Raw genomic sequence first — 15428 nt, 5'->3', positions numbered from 1 at the left:
CAACTTTTGAATTATTATATCGTATACTTTTAAATTTTTTCATGTTTATGGATGAATTGTTTGAAAACGTTTTAAATATTAGTATAATCTCTACCGGAGGTATAACGATTTGAAGATGAAAAAGATATTTCTTGGAGTAAATGTAGATCATGTTGCTACTGTCAGGAACAGTAGAATGGAAAACTATCCCGATCCTGTAAGGTTCGCTGTCCTCGCAGAGGAGCATGGAGCGGATGGTATCACGGTGCATTTAAGAGAGGATCAAAGACATATTACAGAGAACGATGTTTATCGGTTATCTCAGATTTTGAAAACTAGGATGAATTTGGAGATGTCCGTTTCTAAAAGAATAGTCGATATTGCTTGTACGATTAAGCCTTTCTCCTGTTGTATAGTTCCTGAGAGAAGGGAGGAGATCACTACTGAATGTGGTCTGGATGTATATAATCGTAAAAAAGAAGTAGGACGTTCCGTGGATATATTAAAAGGTAATGGGATAATGGTTTCATTATTTGTAGAACCGGAAAAACATCAGGTCGACTCTGCAGTAGAGGTTGGTGCAGATATCGTAGAGTTTCATACTGGACGTTACTCTAATTTAAAGAGTATGAAGGAAAGACAGGAAGAACTTAAAAAGATCGAACTTTCTGCAATTTACGCAAAATCTAAGGGTTTGACTGTAAATGCTGGACATGGATTAACCTATCTTAACGTATTTGATATCGCTAAATTTCCTGAGATCTATGAGTTAAATATAGGACATTCTATCATTAGTAGATCGTTGTTCGTCGGAGTAAAGTGTGCGATTAGAGAGATGAAAAGTATTCTACATGAAGCTAGGAGGCGACGTGTCGATAGTAGGGTTAGGTGTTGATTTGATCAACGTTGATAGAATTAGAAAAATTTTCCTTATATATAGGAATAAATTTGCAAGAAAGATACTTTCAGATAAAGAGATGAAAGAGTATGAGAATCAAAAGGATAAAGCAGGTTTTTTAGCGAAGAGATTTTGTGCAAAAGAAGCTATTTCAAAGGCATTAGGAACAGGTTTTAAGATGGGCGTTCACTTTAATCAACTTGAGATCCTTCATGAGAAAACAGGGAAACCATTTATCAACCTCCTGGGAGATTCTAGATCACGTTTTAAATTTCTAGGGGCAAGAAACGCAGAAATATCGATCACGGATGATAGGGAGTATGTTTGTAGCGTTGTGATTGTAGAAGGGTGAGGTCGAAATCATGTTTCGGTTTTTTCTACGATTGCTTTTTTTATTGGACATACTTTTTTACAGATTGGTTTTTCATATTTATCGCACCCATCGCAGATCGATCTTTCGATGTAGTAGTTTCTGTTTCTGATTGAAATGGCCTCTTTCGGACAAGTTAATTCACAAATTCCGCATTTAACGCACCTCTTACCTATTTGATAACTCATATTTCCTCCTTTATGAACATCTATAACGTTCATCTTATACGTAATGTTCAGATAATAACAAATATTAAGATGATCATAAAACCGCATTTAAACACAGAGCAGTTAAAGAAGGATTTTTTTTGGATGGAAAAATCAATCAATTTCGCTAAACGAGCTGAGCTAATAGGAGAAGTTCCCATAGGGTCAGTTCTCGTCTACCGGGATAATATGGTCGCTTCAGGTTGGAACGAGGCAATTTCTCAGAAAGATCCATCAGCACATGCAGAAATCGTATCCATTAGAAATGGAGCAAAATATTTCGAGAACTATCGTTTGAAAGAGGATGTTACAATGTACGTCACTGTGTTTCCTTGCATCATGTGCATAGGTGCTATATTTCACGCTAGAATTAGGAGATTGGTATATGGTGCAGAAAACTATAAAAATAGTTCTTCTATATTTTTTGAAAATCTAAAAGGTAAGAATAACAACATGTTCGGTAGAAATCGAATCGATATATGTGGTGGAATTTTATCCGACAATTGCTCTGCAATATTGAAGAATTTCTTTAAAAAAAGAAGAAAAGTTTCTAACCTGAAAACAGTAGATACCGTTTAAAAATGAGAATATTGATACTTTATTTTTGTTCGATGTTTATCGATCGATTCGTATCGGTGAGAACGTGTTTCTTCGAGATAGAAGAGAACAAACCAAAAGTTTTTTGTAATCTATGATCAATCGTAGGTGTTTTTATGTTGAATAAATGTGTCAGTATTGCATTGGTGCAGATGAACTTAAAATCAGGAGATATAGATGAAAACTTTCGAAATATAAGAAGAGAAATTGAACATTTCAAAAGAAAAGGGGTGGATATAGTAGTTTTTCCAGAGTTATCTCTGACGGGTTTTTTTGTAGATGAGTTAATCCTTCATCCGGATTTTTATGAATCTTGTTGTTCCTATATATCGAAGATACGTGAATTGAACGATGGTAGTATGATCGTTGTCGTAGGACATCCTTTGAAAGTTCAAAGAAGATTTTATAATGTTCTGTCCTGTTTTCAAAGTAAGAAACTGTTAGCAAGGTTTTTTAAAGGTGATGTTGATGGTATCTCGTATAGAAGATATGATCACCTTTCTCGTAGATATAATGGCCAACATATCTTGTGCATTAATGGATATAAAATATCATTTTTGATAGGAGAGGATATCTTTCTGAAAAAGGAATTTTTTCGGAACAAAAAAAAGAAAATCGATATATTATTTTTGGTCGGTTCTTTTCCATACTCGTTTACGAACGATATCGTATCTCATGAAATGCTTAGGAAAGTCAGCTTGGAACTATGTTCTTACACGATACACCTCAATGCAGTAGGATGTCAGGATGATCTTGTCTTTGAAGGTGGTTCGAAGGTCTTCGATCGTAGAGGAAACGTTCTACACCTCTTTCCTAGTTTTGCAGAAAGAAGTCATCTTATCAAGATTGATAAGATGTCGACAACCTCTAAAAATGTTTCCACTGGACGTCCATCGAGCATCTCCAGATTGTATGAAGCGTTGGTTTTATCGGTCAGAGATTACGTTAAAAAGAATTTTTTTTCAGGAATTGTCATCGGTTTGTCAGGAGGAATAGATTCTTCATTATCCTTATCAATAGCGGTGGATGCGGTCGGAAAAGAGTTTGTTAAACCGGTTATGGTTCCATCGATCTATACTTCTAATCAAAGTATTACAGATGCTAAAAAACAATGTGAATTAATCGGATTAAAGTTGGAAGTGATCTCCATCCAGGAAGTATTCGTTGATTTTTCTAAAAAATTGGGCAAGATCTTCAAGGATTTAAAATCTGTCGTTTTAGAGAACTTACAAGCACGTTGTCGTTTGGTGCTGTTGATGGGGATATCTAATCAGATTAAATATTTACTTCTCTCCACTAGCAATAGAAGTGAACTTTATACGGGGTATACTACAATTTACGGGGATATGTCAGGAGGATTTGCTCCTTTGAAAGATATTCCAAAAACTGTTGTTTTTCAGTTATCAAAGTATAGAAACACCGTTTCCAGCATTATTCCAGAAAGCGTACTTTACAAAAAACCTACATCAGAGTTACGAAGAGATGTATTTGACGAGGATGATCTTCCCAATTATAGTTCTCTGGATAGTATATTATTTCACTATATCGATTTAAAAAGTTCGATTCAAGAAATGTTTTTAAAATTACCTCATTTAAAAAAGGAGATATACGATGTCATGGATCTATTTCATTCCAATGAATTCAAAAGAAGACAATCTCCTATCGGACCGATGGTATATTCTAGGGATCTTTCATATAAAAGATATCCGGTTAGTTATCGTCATTTTTCCTGTTGTTTTAGATATTGTAAGAATAACTAAATCGTGAAGTTGTCTCTAAATGTACGTAGCATGTTATGAACCTTCAAACAAAATCGCTATATTAAAAAATCTTAGATCATTTAAAGGTTGTCGATGGTCATCGTTGTATTCTGATTTTTCATGATTATTTTTACTGTTTTCATCGAGGATGTTGTGCTATTATGTCCATGTTTTACATATACTATAGGGGAACAGGATATTTTTTTATGAAAGAGATGATCCGAAAATATGACAGAAAAGTATGGAATATCTTAAGAAAGGAATTCGACAGACAAGAAGGACAGATTGAGTTGATCGCTTCGGAGAATTATGCGAGCTATCCGGTGATGGAAGCACAAGGTTCGTGTTTGACGAATAAGTATGCAGAAGGGTACCCACGAGATCGGTACTACGGTGGATGTCAATATGTCGATCTAATTGAAGAGCTAGCCATCGAAAGGGCTAAAAAACTGTTCAAAGTTGATTTCGCTAACGTTCAACCACACTCTGGTTCCCAAGCGAATTTAGCGATTTACATGTCTGTACTCGATGCTGGAGATACGATTTTATCCATGAGGTTAAAAGATGGAGGACATTTGACGCACGGTTCCCCTTCGAACTTCTCTGGAAAATTTTATAATTTCGTCCATTACAGTACTCTAGAAGATGGTACAATTAACTACGAGGAAATTTCAAGAAAAGCAGATATGTATAGACCGAAAATGATCATTGCTGGCTTTTCATCTTATTCTAGAACGGTTGATTGGGAGAAGATGCGAAATATCGCGGATGAATTCGATTCTTATCTTCTGGCGGATATTGCGCATGTTGCAGGTCTAGTAGCTGCAGGAATTCACACGAATCCGGCATCCTATGCACATTTCATGACTGCTACTACACACAAGACTCTCGGAGGACCGAGAGGTGGACTGATTCTAGCAAACGGCGGTGATGAGAAGTTATACAGAAGAATTAACTCTTCTGTCTTTCCTGGAAGTCAAGGCGGACCGTTAATGCATGTTATCGCCGGTAAGGCTATCGCTTTCAAGGAGGCTATGGAATCGAGATTCAGAGATTATCAAATACAAGTCTTGAAGAACGCTAAGTCTATGGTACGGGTATTCCTTGATAATGGATATCGTATCGTTTCTGGAGGCACTGAAAATCACCTGTTCGTCTTGGATCTTCAAGATAAATGTATCTCAGGAAAGGTAGCAGAGCTTCAACTAGGTTTATCAGATATCATTGTGAACAAAAATTACGTTCCTAACGACCCAAGAGGTCCCAAAGATACTTCCGGAATTAGAATAGGAACTTCCGCAGTTACTAGAAGAGGGTTTAAAGAAGAACAATCAAAAATTGTGTCAAGCTGGATATGTGATATATTAGATAATGTGCAGAATGATAAGTTAATTCGAGAAGTGAAAAATATGGTCTTAAAGATGACCAGAAAGTTTCCAGTTTATCCTCATAGATATCGAGATCGTTCAGAAATTAAATAGACGGACAATGTATAATTCATCGATTCGATGGCTGGCATTAGGTTATTTCAGCTATTTTTTTACAAATGGTGTGTTTTTCCCATTCATTCCGATTTGGTTGAATCATTTGGGGATCGATGTAAGTAAGGTCGGGGTGTTGATATCTTTAGGATTGATCGCAAGGTTCGTCGGCTCTTTGGTAATCATGAAGATGATCGATAAGATCAGCCAGATCATGACGTTTATTCGATGCCTTTCGGTGATAACGTTCGTTTTATCTTTAGGATTCATGGTAGGTACGGAATGGTTCTCGATGTTACTTATCATACTCAGTTTTAATTTCTTTTTTTCTCCAATGATTCCTCTAACAGATATCTTGACGACACACCTCCAAAAGAGCATACCATTTGAATATGGTAGTGTTAGAGTATGGGGTTCAGTATCGTTCATTCTGAGCGCTTTTTTAACTGGATATCTCTCCGACCGATTTGGATATCAAACGATTATATATATTCTTCTTATCAGCGAAGCTTACACGATCTTTTTAGTCATAATGCATCCAAATTTCCGTTTAGGACATCGTGTTCATCGAGAAGTGAGAGATATCTCTTTTTCTGAACTGTTGAAAGATAGAGAGATCGTAAAATTTTTATTCTGCACAACGTTGTTGCAAAGTTCTCACGCGGCTTATTATGGATTTTCTTCCATATATTGGAGAGAGATAGGGTATTCGATACATCATATCGGAACTTTATGGTCTGTAAGCATACTATCAGAAATAGTCATGTTGATGATTTTTGAGAAGATCAATTTCAGTTTCTTTAAGGTTAGATCGATCTTTCTATATTCGACCATTTGTACCATCGCTCGATGGAGCGTGGTGGCATTCTCTACCTCTTTCCTGGTCATTTTATTCAGCCAACTTCTTCATAGCGGAACATTCACCTTATGTCATCTAGCATCTATGAAGTTTATCAACCGGTATTCTGACAAAGAGATGATATTGCTTAATGCTCTGTATTCTTCTCTAGGTTTAGGAATAGGATTGGCGATTTTAGCGATCATCTCTGGTTTTATATATCAACATTTTCATGATAATCATAACTTAGTATTCTTCTTAATGTCTTTAGTTGCATCTCCGGTGATTTTTTTTAGACCGAAATAAATGTGAACCTTGAAGATGAAAATTTCTTAGGTTTTGAAGTGGATGACATCGAACTTACTTTGAAGCAGATCTGCTATGAGTCCTACGGTTTGAGGTTCTCCAGCACAAACTATCTGTAAAAAATGAACATGCTGATCTTTTTCCGTAGTATTTTTTTTAAAGGGTTTTTCTTCTTTTTTCTCTGAGCAATATCCGTAGGTGATCGTTCCTCCTGCTTCTTTGACGATCAAGGAAGCGTTGTAAATTTCATCCTCTATCATTTTTTCGTTTCCCATTAGTACCATCGCATCGATTCTATTAGCTGCCACATATGCTAAATCGAGATCGATGGATCCCGTGATACGTACAGAACACGCTTTTAAGAGAACGTTTAGAACATCTGAATATATCGTAAGATATTCCATATCTTCTTGAAAAATTTGATTGATGGATAGGACAATAGGAGATCTACTGGTGGACGATATGGTTCGTTTATCTTGGATTCTCAGTCGATATTGGTTTAATCTCGCACCACTCCCTTGGTGTGCATAAAACGTTTCGTTCAACATCGGATCATATACGACCGAAATAACCAAACGATCCTTCTGAACAACTGAAATCGATATGCAAAAGTGAGGAATTCTTTTTATCCAGTTGACATCATCTTTTAGGAAGTTTATGAACCACCTTGTTGATTTCCGATGTTGTTTTTGATTGAAAATTCTTTTATTATTTAGAAAGAATTCATGTTCGGAGTAGTGCTTAGATATACAGTAGGCGATGGTCTCCTCGATATTATCGATGAGAAATGCTATTTCTCTATCATAATCTTGATGTTTACAATGGTAGATCGCATCGTACATTTTCGAGATCAATTTTCCGACGATCTGGTAAACCGATCTAATTGCTATGTTCAATAAAGGGTTCATTTTTGAAGCGATGAAGAATAATTGTTACGACATGCCTAGAATAGAGGATACATCGTTAAAATGCAACATGTTAGGATGTCTTATCTTCTATCGAGGATATCACAGCAGATCTTTAGATATATGAAGATCCCTCACCTAAGAGAAACTGTTGATATCTATAGTTGGTATGTATTGATGTTTGCCAGCATCTGTTAGTTGCGTACATCTTCTCGTTGAGATTGTTCCTTGCTATGCTTCCTGATGGGGTACTGTATACCTTTAGATGTTTAACGTTATGTTGTGGAAAGCTTTCGAAATAATGAAGTTTTGGAGTTTTGACGCAAAAGAAGGTGTTGCATCACGTTTTACGGGATAAATATCGATTATGCTTTACGCAAGAATGTTATCTGGAAGATGTTTTTAAACGGTGATCTCTTGTCGTACTCAAATCCGATCGAGTTAATTCCTTGAAAAAATCTACAGAGGAGGACATTCTTATAGATATCTTACGTTTCAGTTCCAATGGAGTACGGTGCACGTTAATAGATATGATAGACCGTATCTTGCGGACGATTTTATAGGTTGTGTCGGTTATGACGTTCGAACATTCTTGAAAGATAACAGCGATCACGATCGATCGGTAAAGTTCCAACGATTTGTCATGTCAAAAAAACTGAACCTTTTACAATACGATATTTCAGAGATGAGAAGTTTTTTCGCAAACGTCGGAGAGGACTCCTTTCGGGCAGATCAGATGATGCATTGGATTTACCGTCGTTACTGCGATGATTTCAGATTAATGACAAACTTTTCTAGATCTCTACGAAGGAGAATAGGTTCTATCTCTCAGATAATTCCTCCTAGAATACAGGAGGAAAAGGTTTCGTTGGATGGAACAATAAAGTGGAGGTTGATTTCTAGCTCAAAGGATACGTTCGAAACGGTTTGTATACGCGATAAGGGTAGGATAACTTTATGTATATCTTCCCAGATCGGGATGTTCTGTGAAGTGTCGATTCTGCTTTGTTTCAAACAAAAGATTTAGAAGAAACTTAAAAGTTTCCGAAATAGTGGGACAAATTTGGACAGCTGGAAAAAGACTGAGGGAACGATTTTTGTCTGAACATATCAAAAGATCTAATTCTTTACCGTTTACAAACATCGTGATCATGGGAACTGGAGAACCGTTGTTCAATTTTAATAACATTATTCGATCCATCAGGATTGTCGCTGATCATCACGGGTTCAACTTCTCAGAAAAGAAGATTGTTCTTTCTACTTCAGGAATCTCACCTATGATCGAAAAGTTACTTGAATACTCCAATGTAGGGCTAGCTATCTCTCTACATGCTCCAAATGATGAGATTCGAAGTAGTATTATGCCAATCAACAGGAAATATAACGTCCAATCTATCTTAGATAGCATCCATCGATGCCAAAAAAGACATGTTGGAACTAAAAATATCACCATCGAATACGTCATGTTAAAAAAAATCAACGACGATCTTCGATGTGCATACCAGTTGGCAAAGATTTTGAAAGGTCTTTCCGTTAAGATTAATCTGATTCCTTTCAATCCAGTTGACGGTGTGGACTACGAATGCAGCACGGCCGAACGTACTCATCAATTTTTAAAAATTTTAAAAAAATTCGGTTTTGTGACAACCGTCAGAAAAACGAAGGGTCTAGATATTCGAGCTTCATGTGGGCAATTGTCTTATCGATAACGAAATGATTTATTCTTTTGATATGAAAGGTATTAAACGATGTTTGTATTAAGACTTCATGCGATCGCTTTCTTTATCGAATATGGATCTCGTGAAAGGTTCCGAATGATGAAACATGTCTCATCTTAAATTATTATGTAGGATCTGTTCGACAGAGTAATGTTCTATCGTGTATGATAGCGTGGCATGTGATGTTCAATTATCACGGATAGTTTCGTAGTTTTATGAATGATAACTCAGCGTCGTTGTTTTACAATTTTTCAACCATCTTGTCCATCGTGGATGAGATGTTTTAAAATTTTAGTTGTTTAAAATTCGCATTTTTAGATCGTTACGTACATGAAGAAACAGTCCATTGTTAAAAGAAGAAAGACTAAGAAGATTTATGTTGGAAACGTTCCAATAGGTCAGGGTTCACGTATCTCAGTACAATCTATGACCAACACTTCCACTTTAGATGTTTCCGAAACAGTTAAACAGGTTCGATCTTTGAATGACGCTGGAGCAGACATTGTTCGAATATCCGTACCAACCATGGATTCTGCAGAAGCTTTTAAAAAAATTAAGAAACAAGTTGATGTTCCAATCGTAGCTGACGTGCATTTCAACTATCGGATTGCCTTAAAAGTTATTCAATATGGTGCAGATTGTCTGAGGATCAATCCTGGGAACATCGGAAATTACGATAAGATACGTATGATAACACAATCTGCCAAGGATGAAAATGTATCGATTAGAATAGGAGTGAACTCCGGGTCGTTGGAAGAAGATATTAAAAGATCATACGGAGGATCTACCGCAGAAGCTCTCGTTCATTCGGCTGTACGACAAATTGATATCTTCGATAAGTTAAATTTCGACCAATTCAAGGTTAGCGTGAAATCTTCCGATGTTCTCACATCAATAATGGCGTATCGTTTGCTTTCCAGCAGGACCGATCAGCCAATTCATTTGGGGATCACTGAATCTGGAGGGAGAAGAAATGGATCCATAAGATCCGCTATCGGGATAGGATCCTTGTTGTTAGATGGTATTGGAGACACCTTACGGGTTTCTTTGGCGGATGATCCGGTGGAAGAAGTGAAGGTTGCTCTATCTATATTAAACTCTTTGAAGATTCGTTCGGTAGGAGTGCAGATAGTTGCTTGTCCAACCTGTTCTCGAAAGGAATTCGATGTGATCAACGTCGTAAAGGTTCTCGAAGAGAGGTTATCTGACGTCAAGGATCCTTTAAAGATTTCCGTAATAGGATGTGTTGTGAACGGATTCGGAGAGGCAGAGAACTCTGATTTTGGCATTATTGGTAGGAGGACGAGAAGTGTTCTCCTAAATAGGGTGGAAAATAAAAAAAAATTTGTACACAACGATATAATCTCGGAGGAATTAGAAGATGAAGTCAGAAAGGTTATCGAAATAAGGGAACGAAAATGTGGTTCCAATTGTCAGTCGAATTCGAAACAGGAGTCATAAATTACCGTTATGTCAAGTGATTTTCATAAAAAAATACGGTCTTTGAGAGGTATGAGGGACGTCTTACCAAAAGATTCATACGTCTATCGTATCGTAGAATCGAAGATTCAAAAAATTCTTTTTCAATACAATTTCCAGGAGATACGCACTCCTATACTAGAGAGATCCGATCTATTCGATAAGACCATAGGGAAGAATACGGAGGTTGTTCGGAAAGAAATGTATACCTTCTTGGACAAGAACGGTAACATCAAGATCAGTTTGAGACCTGAAAATACGGTTGGTTGTGTCAGAGCTGGAATAGAGAACGGTTTGTTTCACAACAGTAGACAACGCTTGTGGTATTCGGGTCCTATGTTTCGATACGACAGACCACAATCTGGGAGATATCGTCAGTTTTCTCAGATAGGGATTGAGATGTTCGGGTTCGATGCCCCATCGTTCGATGCTGAGCTGATATCAATTATATCAAGAATCTGGAGACTTTTTTCCATTGAAAATTGTGTCAGATTGGAGATAAATTCAATAGGATCGATTCATGATAGGAAAGTTTACAGCTTTTCATTGAAAAAATTTTTTCGATCTAACTTAAAAAAATTAGACGTCAAATATCGAGAGTTGGCGATAAATGATCCCATCAGGCTATTAGATTCCAAAGATCCTGGTTTGAACCGTCTGTTAATTCATGCTCCTTCGTTAGAGGAGCACATAGATAAGGGAAGTGTAGAACATTTCCGTAAGTTTTGTAAAATTCTGAGAAAGATTGGGATACAGTACACGATTAATAAACGTTTAGTAAGAGGATTAGATTATTATAATCGTACGGTTTTTGAATGGATTTCCGATGTACCTGATTTTCGGAAGACAATATGTGCTGGAGGGAGGTATGATCATCTATCAGATATGTTAGGATATCACCGGTCTGTTCCCTCTTTAGGGTGCGCTATTGGAGTAGAGAGGTTGATTACGTTGATAGGAATCGCAAATCGTAGTTTGATCGATCGATACTATTCATCAAGATCGATAGATATTTATCTTTGTAAACATGGTTCTGTCGAACTAGAAGAGATGTTCTTTTTTTCTGAAAAGATAAGAGATCAGATCACGAACATAAGTATTATGATGCATTATGGAAGCGATAAGATCAAAAAACAGATCTTCAGAGCGAACGAAAATAATGCAAAGATTCTGATAGTTTTGCGGGAGGATATATATAGATCGAAAAAAGTTTTGATACAGAACTTACAAAAAAAATCGAGATCAGATATCGTTCATTTAGATAAACTGTACGAATACTTTAATAATATTTGATTGTTCGTCGTTTTTGTATATCAGGATGTTCAAATTGATTTTGTTCAATTTGTAGAGAGCATTATGAAGAGAAATAAATCGTTGCTTCGTATTTTTTTTTCTCTTGTGGTCGTTTTTTTTTCAATGTGGTGTATGACGGACGTTGTTAAGATTGTTGACCGATCTAAGGATTCAACAATCAGTACGATGAAAAAATTTTCAAGAACGTTAATGGAAAATTTCGAAAGAATTAGAGCGTTCCTTTTTAAAAAGAAAGATGTTGGGGAGATTTTTCATGAAATCACATTAGCAAGCGATCTTGTAAAAAGAGGGAATTTGAACAGAGCAGAGGAGGTATTATCGAAAGTTGTTCGTCAATTTGAAGGAGATTGCCATCTGAAGGATTTGATAAACCTTCGTATAGCGAGGATACAGATAGCTTTGAATAAAGTTGAAGAATCGATGAATACGTTACGTATGATTAAAGGAGAATCTTTACGTTGTATTACAGAAGAATTGAATGGAGACGCTTTGATGAAGAAAAAAAGTTTTAAAAAAGCGAGGTTGTCCTATGAGGAATCTTTGAAATTTTGTAAGATTGCGTCGTTGAAAATGAAGATAGAAAACAAGATTAGCACTCTTTTTGAGTAATAATTGTTATTTCTTGAAGGCGAATATCATTGTGAAGTTTTTCGAAGATCTTCGATATTTGTTTTGAACTTTTAACTTTTTTTTTGAACAGGATGAGATCAATGAAATTGTACATTCCGACTATCGCGATAGTAGGTAGGACAAATGTTGGAAAATCTACCTTATTTAATTGACTAACAAAATCGAAAGATGCGATGGTTTCAAAGTTACCGTTTTTCACCAGGGATAGAAGGTGTAAAGTTTCTAACCTATTCTCCAATAGCTTCAAAGTGGTTGATACGGGAAGTATCCTATGTTCGAATCAGGATGACATTCATTATCAGGTGAAACAACAAACTATATCGGCCGTTCGATCATGTGATATATTGTTCTTTATGGTAGATTTTAGGGTTGGCTTATTAAAAGAGGATCTCGTCCTCTTTAATGAATTTAAAAAATATAAAAAAAATAAAAAATTCATCTATTTGGTAGTAAATTTTTTCGATTCCAGTAAAACTTTTAAAGCATCGAAAGGTAATCATATTCTGAAGGACTTTTTTGTTTTGAACGTTCAAAGAGATATGATCTACTTGATTTCCGCTTTACATAAGATCGGTATCCACCGATTGATGAGAAATGTAACCGATCTCTATCATCGAACATCGTGTGAACGCGGTAGAAAAGAAGTTTTTTTACAGAACCGTCTTCACACGATTCATCAAAAGAACATTAAGAAAGAAAAATCGAACATTATCAGAATAACGATCATCGGACGACAGAACGTTGGAAAATCTACATTAATCAACAGAATTCTTGGAGAGAACCGTATAGTAGTTAGCGATACTCCAGGAACGACTCGGGAGAGCATAGATATCTCCATAAGCAAAATTTTTAAAATCGGGAAGGATCGGTGTTATCTGACAGACACGGCAGGTATCACAAAGAATATCTCAGAAAAAATGAATGAGATGAACATCTCAGTACGAGAGATTATGAAACGCATAAGATGTTCCGAGGTTGTTTTGTTATTAATAGATCCAGAGAGATTAACTAGATCAGAGAATTTACTGATCAACTTGATGATTAAAATGGGATCATCTTTCATGATAGTATTCAACAAATTAGATAAAATTCCACATCGCGATCGAGATAAGTTTCGAAAAACTATCATAGATGGATTAAATTTCGTAAAATTCTTTAGAATACACTTCATTTCCGCGCTGTATCAGGATGATTTTAAAAGTTTGTTACGTTCAATAAAGATAACTTTTCAATCTAAGTTTACCGACATTAAAAAAGATCATTTAAGAGAGATCGTCGAAAATATCGAGAGAAATCATCTAACAACTAAAAAAGGTTTAAACCCTGATGCGATGAGACTGAAAGATATTAGAATATCTCAAGGAGTTAATAGAACATTAAAGATCACAATCTTTTCGAAGAGCTTAGATAAAATAAAAAGAAATTATATGAAATATGTAGAAAATAAAATATATCGATATCTATCGGAAGATGTCAAAATGATAGGTAGACCGGTTAAAATAATCTTTAAGAGGTACAAATCTTCTAATAAATAGATATGAAAAAGAAGGATACCGATTTCTATCCTAGAAATATTCTTCCAATTTGATTTTATATCTGTCGTTCATCATGTCCAAGTATTGAACGTGTTTTTCAAGAACTTGATTCATCAAGGTAATCTCATCGTTAACGCTATTGTTTTCAATGATATCGACATTTTCAATATATTTTTTCTTTGTTCTATCTCTTCTACGAATTTGATTAAAGATAAACCATTCCGCTTCATATTGGGACATATCATCTCTTTTGATAACTCTCTCTATTTGAACCTCTGCAAAGCTATCTATGATCAATATTCGATCAAAAAACTTCTCTAATTTTTTCTCAAAGAGCAATGGAATAACCAATATCACATAAGGATGATGACGAATAAGAGATCTCCAATTTAAAATCGCGATCCGATATACCATCGGGTGAATGAAGCTTTCAAAAAATTTTTGTACGCGAACGTTACCGATAAAAACATTGCGTAGGAATTTTCTATCGAAAAATTCCTCATTTATCATATAAATATCATTTTTAAATGCATATTGTACGTGATTAAAAAAAAAGTTAGAAAAAATTATACCCTTCGCAATTACATCAAAATCAATCACAGGAATTTTAAAATTAGAAAACATCCTTGAAACAACCGTCTTTCCGGACCCAATACCGCCTGTAATAGCCACAGTTCTTCGTAGCATTTCTAACACCTATCTCTCTTTCACATCGAAAAGTATGTCCAGCAGTTTCCTACTCTCGCATAGAGACTACACTACCATCGGCACCACGAAGTTTCACTTCTGAGTTCGGAATGGATAAATCATGTTCAGGTGGTTCCATCGCGTCATCGCTGCCGGACAAAAGCAAAGACCGTTATATGCGGATTAAAATCTTTGTAAAACAAGCTATCTTTACCGAATATATTCGAATCGTTTGACATCTTCAACAGTTGGAATAGATCTCTCGGATCATTAGTACTGGTTAGCTCAACGCATCGCTACGCTTACACATCCAGCCTATCTACGTCCTAGTCTCGAACGTTCCTTAAGAGACTCTCTCGAGTCTGGGAAGATTAATCTTGAAGTAAGTTTCCCGCTTATATGCTTTCAGCGGTTATCTCGACCACACTTAGCTACCAGGCGATGCCGTTGGCACGACAACCTGAACACCATAGGTGTGTCCACTCCGGTCCTCTCGTACTAGGAGCAGCTCTTCTCAATCTTCCTACGCCCACGACAGATAGGGACCGAACTGTCTCACGACGTTCTAAACCCAGCTCGCGTACCACTTTAAATGGCGAACAGCCATACCCTTGGGACCTGCTTCAGCCCCAGGATGTGATGAGCCGACATCGAGGTGCCAAACACCGCCGTCGATGTGAACTCTTGGGCGGTATTAGCCTGTTATCCCCGGAGTACCTTTTATC

16 protein-coding genes and 2 rRNA genes (1 of these 18 only partly in view) are annotated in these 15428 nt (G+C 36.3%); 12 read left to right on the top strand and 6 right to left on the bottom strand.

Annotation, left to right across the window (positions count from 1 at the left end; translation table 11 throughout):
• Positions 1-115 precede the first annotated feature (115 nt).
• Both pdxJ and acpS read left to right on the top strand, forming a co-directional pair.
• Positions 116-874 carry a pyridoxine 5'-phosphate synthase gene (gene pdxJ / locus AOQ87_RS01230; protein ID WP_080626534.1) on the top strand — a complete coding sequence of 253 codons (759 nt, stop codon included), beginning with the start codon at positions 116-118 and terminating at the stop codon, positions 872-874.
• Entirely contained in the window at positions 831-1229 is a 399-nt protein-coding gene (acpS, locus tag AOQ87_RS01225; protein WP_080626533.1) for a holo-ACP synthase, read from the top strand. The genes pdxJ and acpS overlap by 44 nt, the downstream gene beginning before the upstream one ends.
• 8 nt (positions 1230-1237) lie before the next feature.
• Here acpS and AOQ87_RS01220 read toward each other — a convergent pair whose 3' ends face one another.
• Positions 1238-1468 (bottom strand): 4Fe-4S binding protein, encoded by a 231-nt coding sequence (locus AOQ87_RS01220; protein WP_052471818.1) that lies wholly within the window; start codon positions 1466-1468, stop codon positions 1238-1240.
• A 36-nt stretch (positions 1469-1504) separates the two neighbouring features.
• Here AOQ87_RS01220 and tadA point away from each other — a divergent pair, with 36 nt between their 5' ends.
• From tadA to AOQ87_RS01200, 4 genes are all read left to right on the top strand, one after another.
• Entirely contained in the window at positions 1505-2032 is a 528-nt protein-coding gene (tadA, locus tag AOQ87_RS01215; RefSeq protein ID WP_185751068.1) for a tRNA adenosine(34) deaminase TadA, read from the top strand.
• A 134-nt stretch (positions 2033-2166) separates the two neighbouring features.
• Complete coding sequence (locus tag AOQ87_RS01210; RefSeq protein ID WP_080626531.1) at positions 2167-3810, top strand: NAD+ synthase; 1644 nt, start codon at positions 2167-2169, stop codon at positions 3808-3810.
• A 206-nt stretch (positions 3811-4016) separates the two neighbouring features.
• Positions 4017-5291: a serine hydroxymethyltransferase gene (glyA, locus tag AOQ87_RS01205; RefSeq protein WP_039719805.1), complete on the top strand. Its 1275-nt coding sequence runs from the start codon at positions 4017-4019 to the stop codon at positions 5289-5291.
• 7 nt (positions 5292-5298) lie between these two features.
• Positions 5299-6435, top strand: a complete 1137-nt coding sequence (locus AOQ87_RS01200) for a 3-phenylpropionate MFS transporter (protein ID WP_080626530.1) — start codon at positions 5299-5301, stop codon at positions 6433-6435.
• A 26-nt stretch (positions 6436-6461) separates the two neighbouring features.
• Here the strand turns inward: AOQ87_RS01200 and AOQ87_RS01195 are convergent, their stop codons facing one another.
• Entirely contained in the window at positions 6462-7343 is an 882-nt protein-coding gene (locus tag AOQ87_RS01195) for an inositol monophosphatase family protein (protein ID WP_080626529.1), read from the bottom strand.
• 640 nt (positions 7344-7983) lie between these two features.
• On the opposite strand from AOQ87_RS01195, the gene AOQ87_RS02675 reads away from it, so the two are divergent.
• From AOQ87_RS02675 to AOQ87_RS01175, 5 genes are all read left to right on the top strand, one after another.
• Positions 7984-8367, top strand: a complete 384-nt coding sequence (locus AOQ87_RS02675; RefSeq protein ID WP_236858674.1) for a radical SAM family protein — start codon at positions 7984-7986, stop codon at positions 8365-8367.
• On the top strand, positions 8327-9049 hold the full coding sequence (locus tag AOQ87_RS01190; RefSeq protein WP_052471815.1) for a radical SAM protein: 723 nt from the start codon (positions 8327-8329) through the stop codon (positions 9047-9049). Before AOQ87_RS02675 ends, AOQ87_RS01190 begins: the two co-directional genes overlap by 41 nt.
• Positions 9050-9388: 339 nt before the next feature.
• Positions 9389-10519, top strand: a complete 1131-nt coding sequence (gene ispG / locus AOQ87_RS01185) for a flavodoxin-dependent (E)-4-hydroxy-3-methylbut-2-enyl-diphosphate synthase (RefSeq protein WP_080626528.1) — start codon at positions 9389-9391, stop codon at positions 10517-10519.
• Between the two features lie 9 nt (positions 10520-10528).
• Positions 10529-11830: a histidine--tRNA ligase gene (gene hisS, locus AOQ87_RS01180; RefSeq protein WP_080626527.1), complete on the top strand. Its 1302-nt coding sequence runs from the start codon at positions 10529-10531 to the stop codon at positions 11828-11830.
• Positions 11831-11893: 63 nt separating this feature from the next.
• The gene (locus AOQ87_RS01175; protein ID WP_185751067.1) at positions 11894-12460 is read left to right on the top strand and encodes a YfgM family protein; all 567 of its coding nucleotides are present in this window, start codon (positions 11894-11896) and stop codon (positions 12458-12460) included.
• On the opposite strand, the gene AOQ87_RS02670 is transcribed toward AOQ87_RS01175, so the two are convergent.
• Positions 12441-12719, bottom strand: coding sequence for a hypothetical protein (locus AOQ87_RS02670; RefSeq protein WP_236858672.1), 279 nt, complete (start codon positions 12717-12719; stop codon positions 12441-12443). The genes AOQ87_RS01175 and AOQ87_RS02670 overlap by 20 nt on opposite strands.
• Between AOQ87_RS02670 and AOQ87_RS01165 the strand changes: the two genes are divergently transcribed.
• A complete protein-coding gene (locus AOQ87_RS01165; RefSeq protein WP_080626525.1) occupies positions 12655-14016 on the top strand; it encodes a GTPase in 1362 nt (453 codons plus the stop codon). The genes AOQ87_RS02670 and AOQ87_RS01165 overlap by 65 nt on opposite strands.
• A gap of 30 nt (positions 14017-14046) precedes the next feature.
• On the opposite strand, the gene coaE is transcribed toward AOQ87_RS01165, so the two are convergent.
• From coaE to AOQ87_RS01150, 3 genes are all read right to left on the bottom strand, one after another.
• Complete coding sequence (coaE, locus tag AOQ87_RS01160; protein WP_080626524.1) at positions 14047-14703, bottom strand: dephospho-CoA kinase; 657 nt, start codon at positions 14701-14703, stop codon at positions 14047-14049.
• A gap of 36 nt (positions 14704-14739) precedes the next feature.
• A 5S ribosomal RNA gene (gene rrf, locus AOQ87_RS01155) occupies positions 14740-14860 on the bottom strand.
• A gap of 92 nt (positions 14861-14952) precedes the next feature.
• Positions 14953-15428, bottom strand: a 23S ribosomal RNA gene (locus tag AOQ87_RS01150); it runs 2445 nt beyond the window's last position.

It is taken from the genome of Candidatus Riesia pediculischaeffi, from assembly GCF_002073895.1.
Classification (GTDB): domain Bacteria; phylum Pseudomonadota; class Gammaproteobacteria; order Enterobacterales; family Enterobacteriaceae; genus Riesia; species Riesia pediculischaeffi.
This window is presented reverse-complemented; position numbering and strand designations above follow the sequence as displayed.

What these genes read in the sequence shown, in the direction of transcription:
- AOQ87_RS01210 (WP_080626531.1), top strand. Translation starts at nt 2,167, where the DNA reads ATGTTGAATAAATGTGTCAGTATTGCATTGGTGCAGATGAACTTAAAA.
- AOQ87_RS01220 (WP_052471818.1), bottom strand. Translation starts at nt 1,468, where the DNA reads ATGAACGTTATAGATGTTCATAAAGGAGGAAATATGAGTTATCAAATA.
- hisS (WP_080626527.1), top strand. Translation starts at nt 10,529, where the DNA reads ATGTCAAGTGATTTTCATAAAAAAATACGGTCTTTGAGAGGTATGAGG.
- acpS (WP_080626533.1), top strand. Translation starts at nt 831, where the DNA reads ATGAAGCTAGGAGGCGACGTGTCGATAGTAGGGTTAGGTGTTGATTTG.
- AOQ87_RS01175 (WP_185751067.1), top strand. Translation starts at nt 11,894, where the DNA reads ATGAAGAGAAATAAATCGTTGCTTCGTATTTTTTTTTCTCTTGTGGTC.
- tadA (WP_185751068.1), top strand. Translation starts at nt 1,505, where the DNA reads ATGATCATAAAACCGCATTTAAACACAGAGCAGTTAAAGAAGGATTTT.
- AOQ87_RS01165 (WP_080626525.1), top strand. Translation starts at nt 12,655, where the DNA reads ATGGTTTCAAAGTTACCGTTTTTCACCAGGGATAGAAGGTGTAAAGTT.
- AOQ87_RS02675 (WP_236858674.1), top strand. Translation starts at nt 7,984, where the DNA reads ATGTCAAAAAAACTGAACCTTTTACAATACGATATTTCAGAGATGAGA.
- AOQ87_RS01200 (WP_080626530.1), top strand. Translation starts at nt 5,299, where the DNA reads ATGTATAATTCATCGATTCGATGGCTGGCATTAGGTTATTTCAGCTAT.
- pdxJ (WP_080626534.1), top strand. Translation starts at nt 116, where the DNA reads ATGAAAAAGATATTTCTTGGAGTAAATGTAGATCATGTTGCTACTGTC.
- ispG (WP_080626528.1), top strand. Translation starts at nt 9,389, where the DNA reads ATGAAGAAACAGTCCATTGTTAAAAGAAGAAAGACTAAGAAGATTTAT.
- coaE (WP_080626524.1), bottom strand. Translation starts at nt 14,703, where the DNA reads ATGCTACGAAGAACTGTGGCTATTACAGGCGGTATTGGGTCCGGAAAG.
- glyA (WP_039719805.1), top strand. Translation starts at nt 4,017, where the DNA reads ATGAAAGAGATGATCCGAAAATATGACAGAAAAGTATGGAATATCTTA.
- AOQ87_RS01195 (WP_080626529.1), bottom strand. Translation starts at nt 7,343, where the DNA reads ATGAACCCTTTATTGAACATAGCAATTAGATCGGTTTACCAGATCGTC.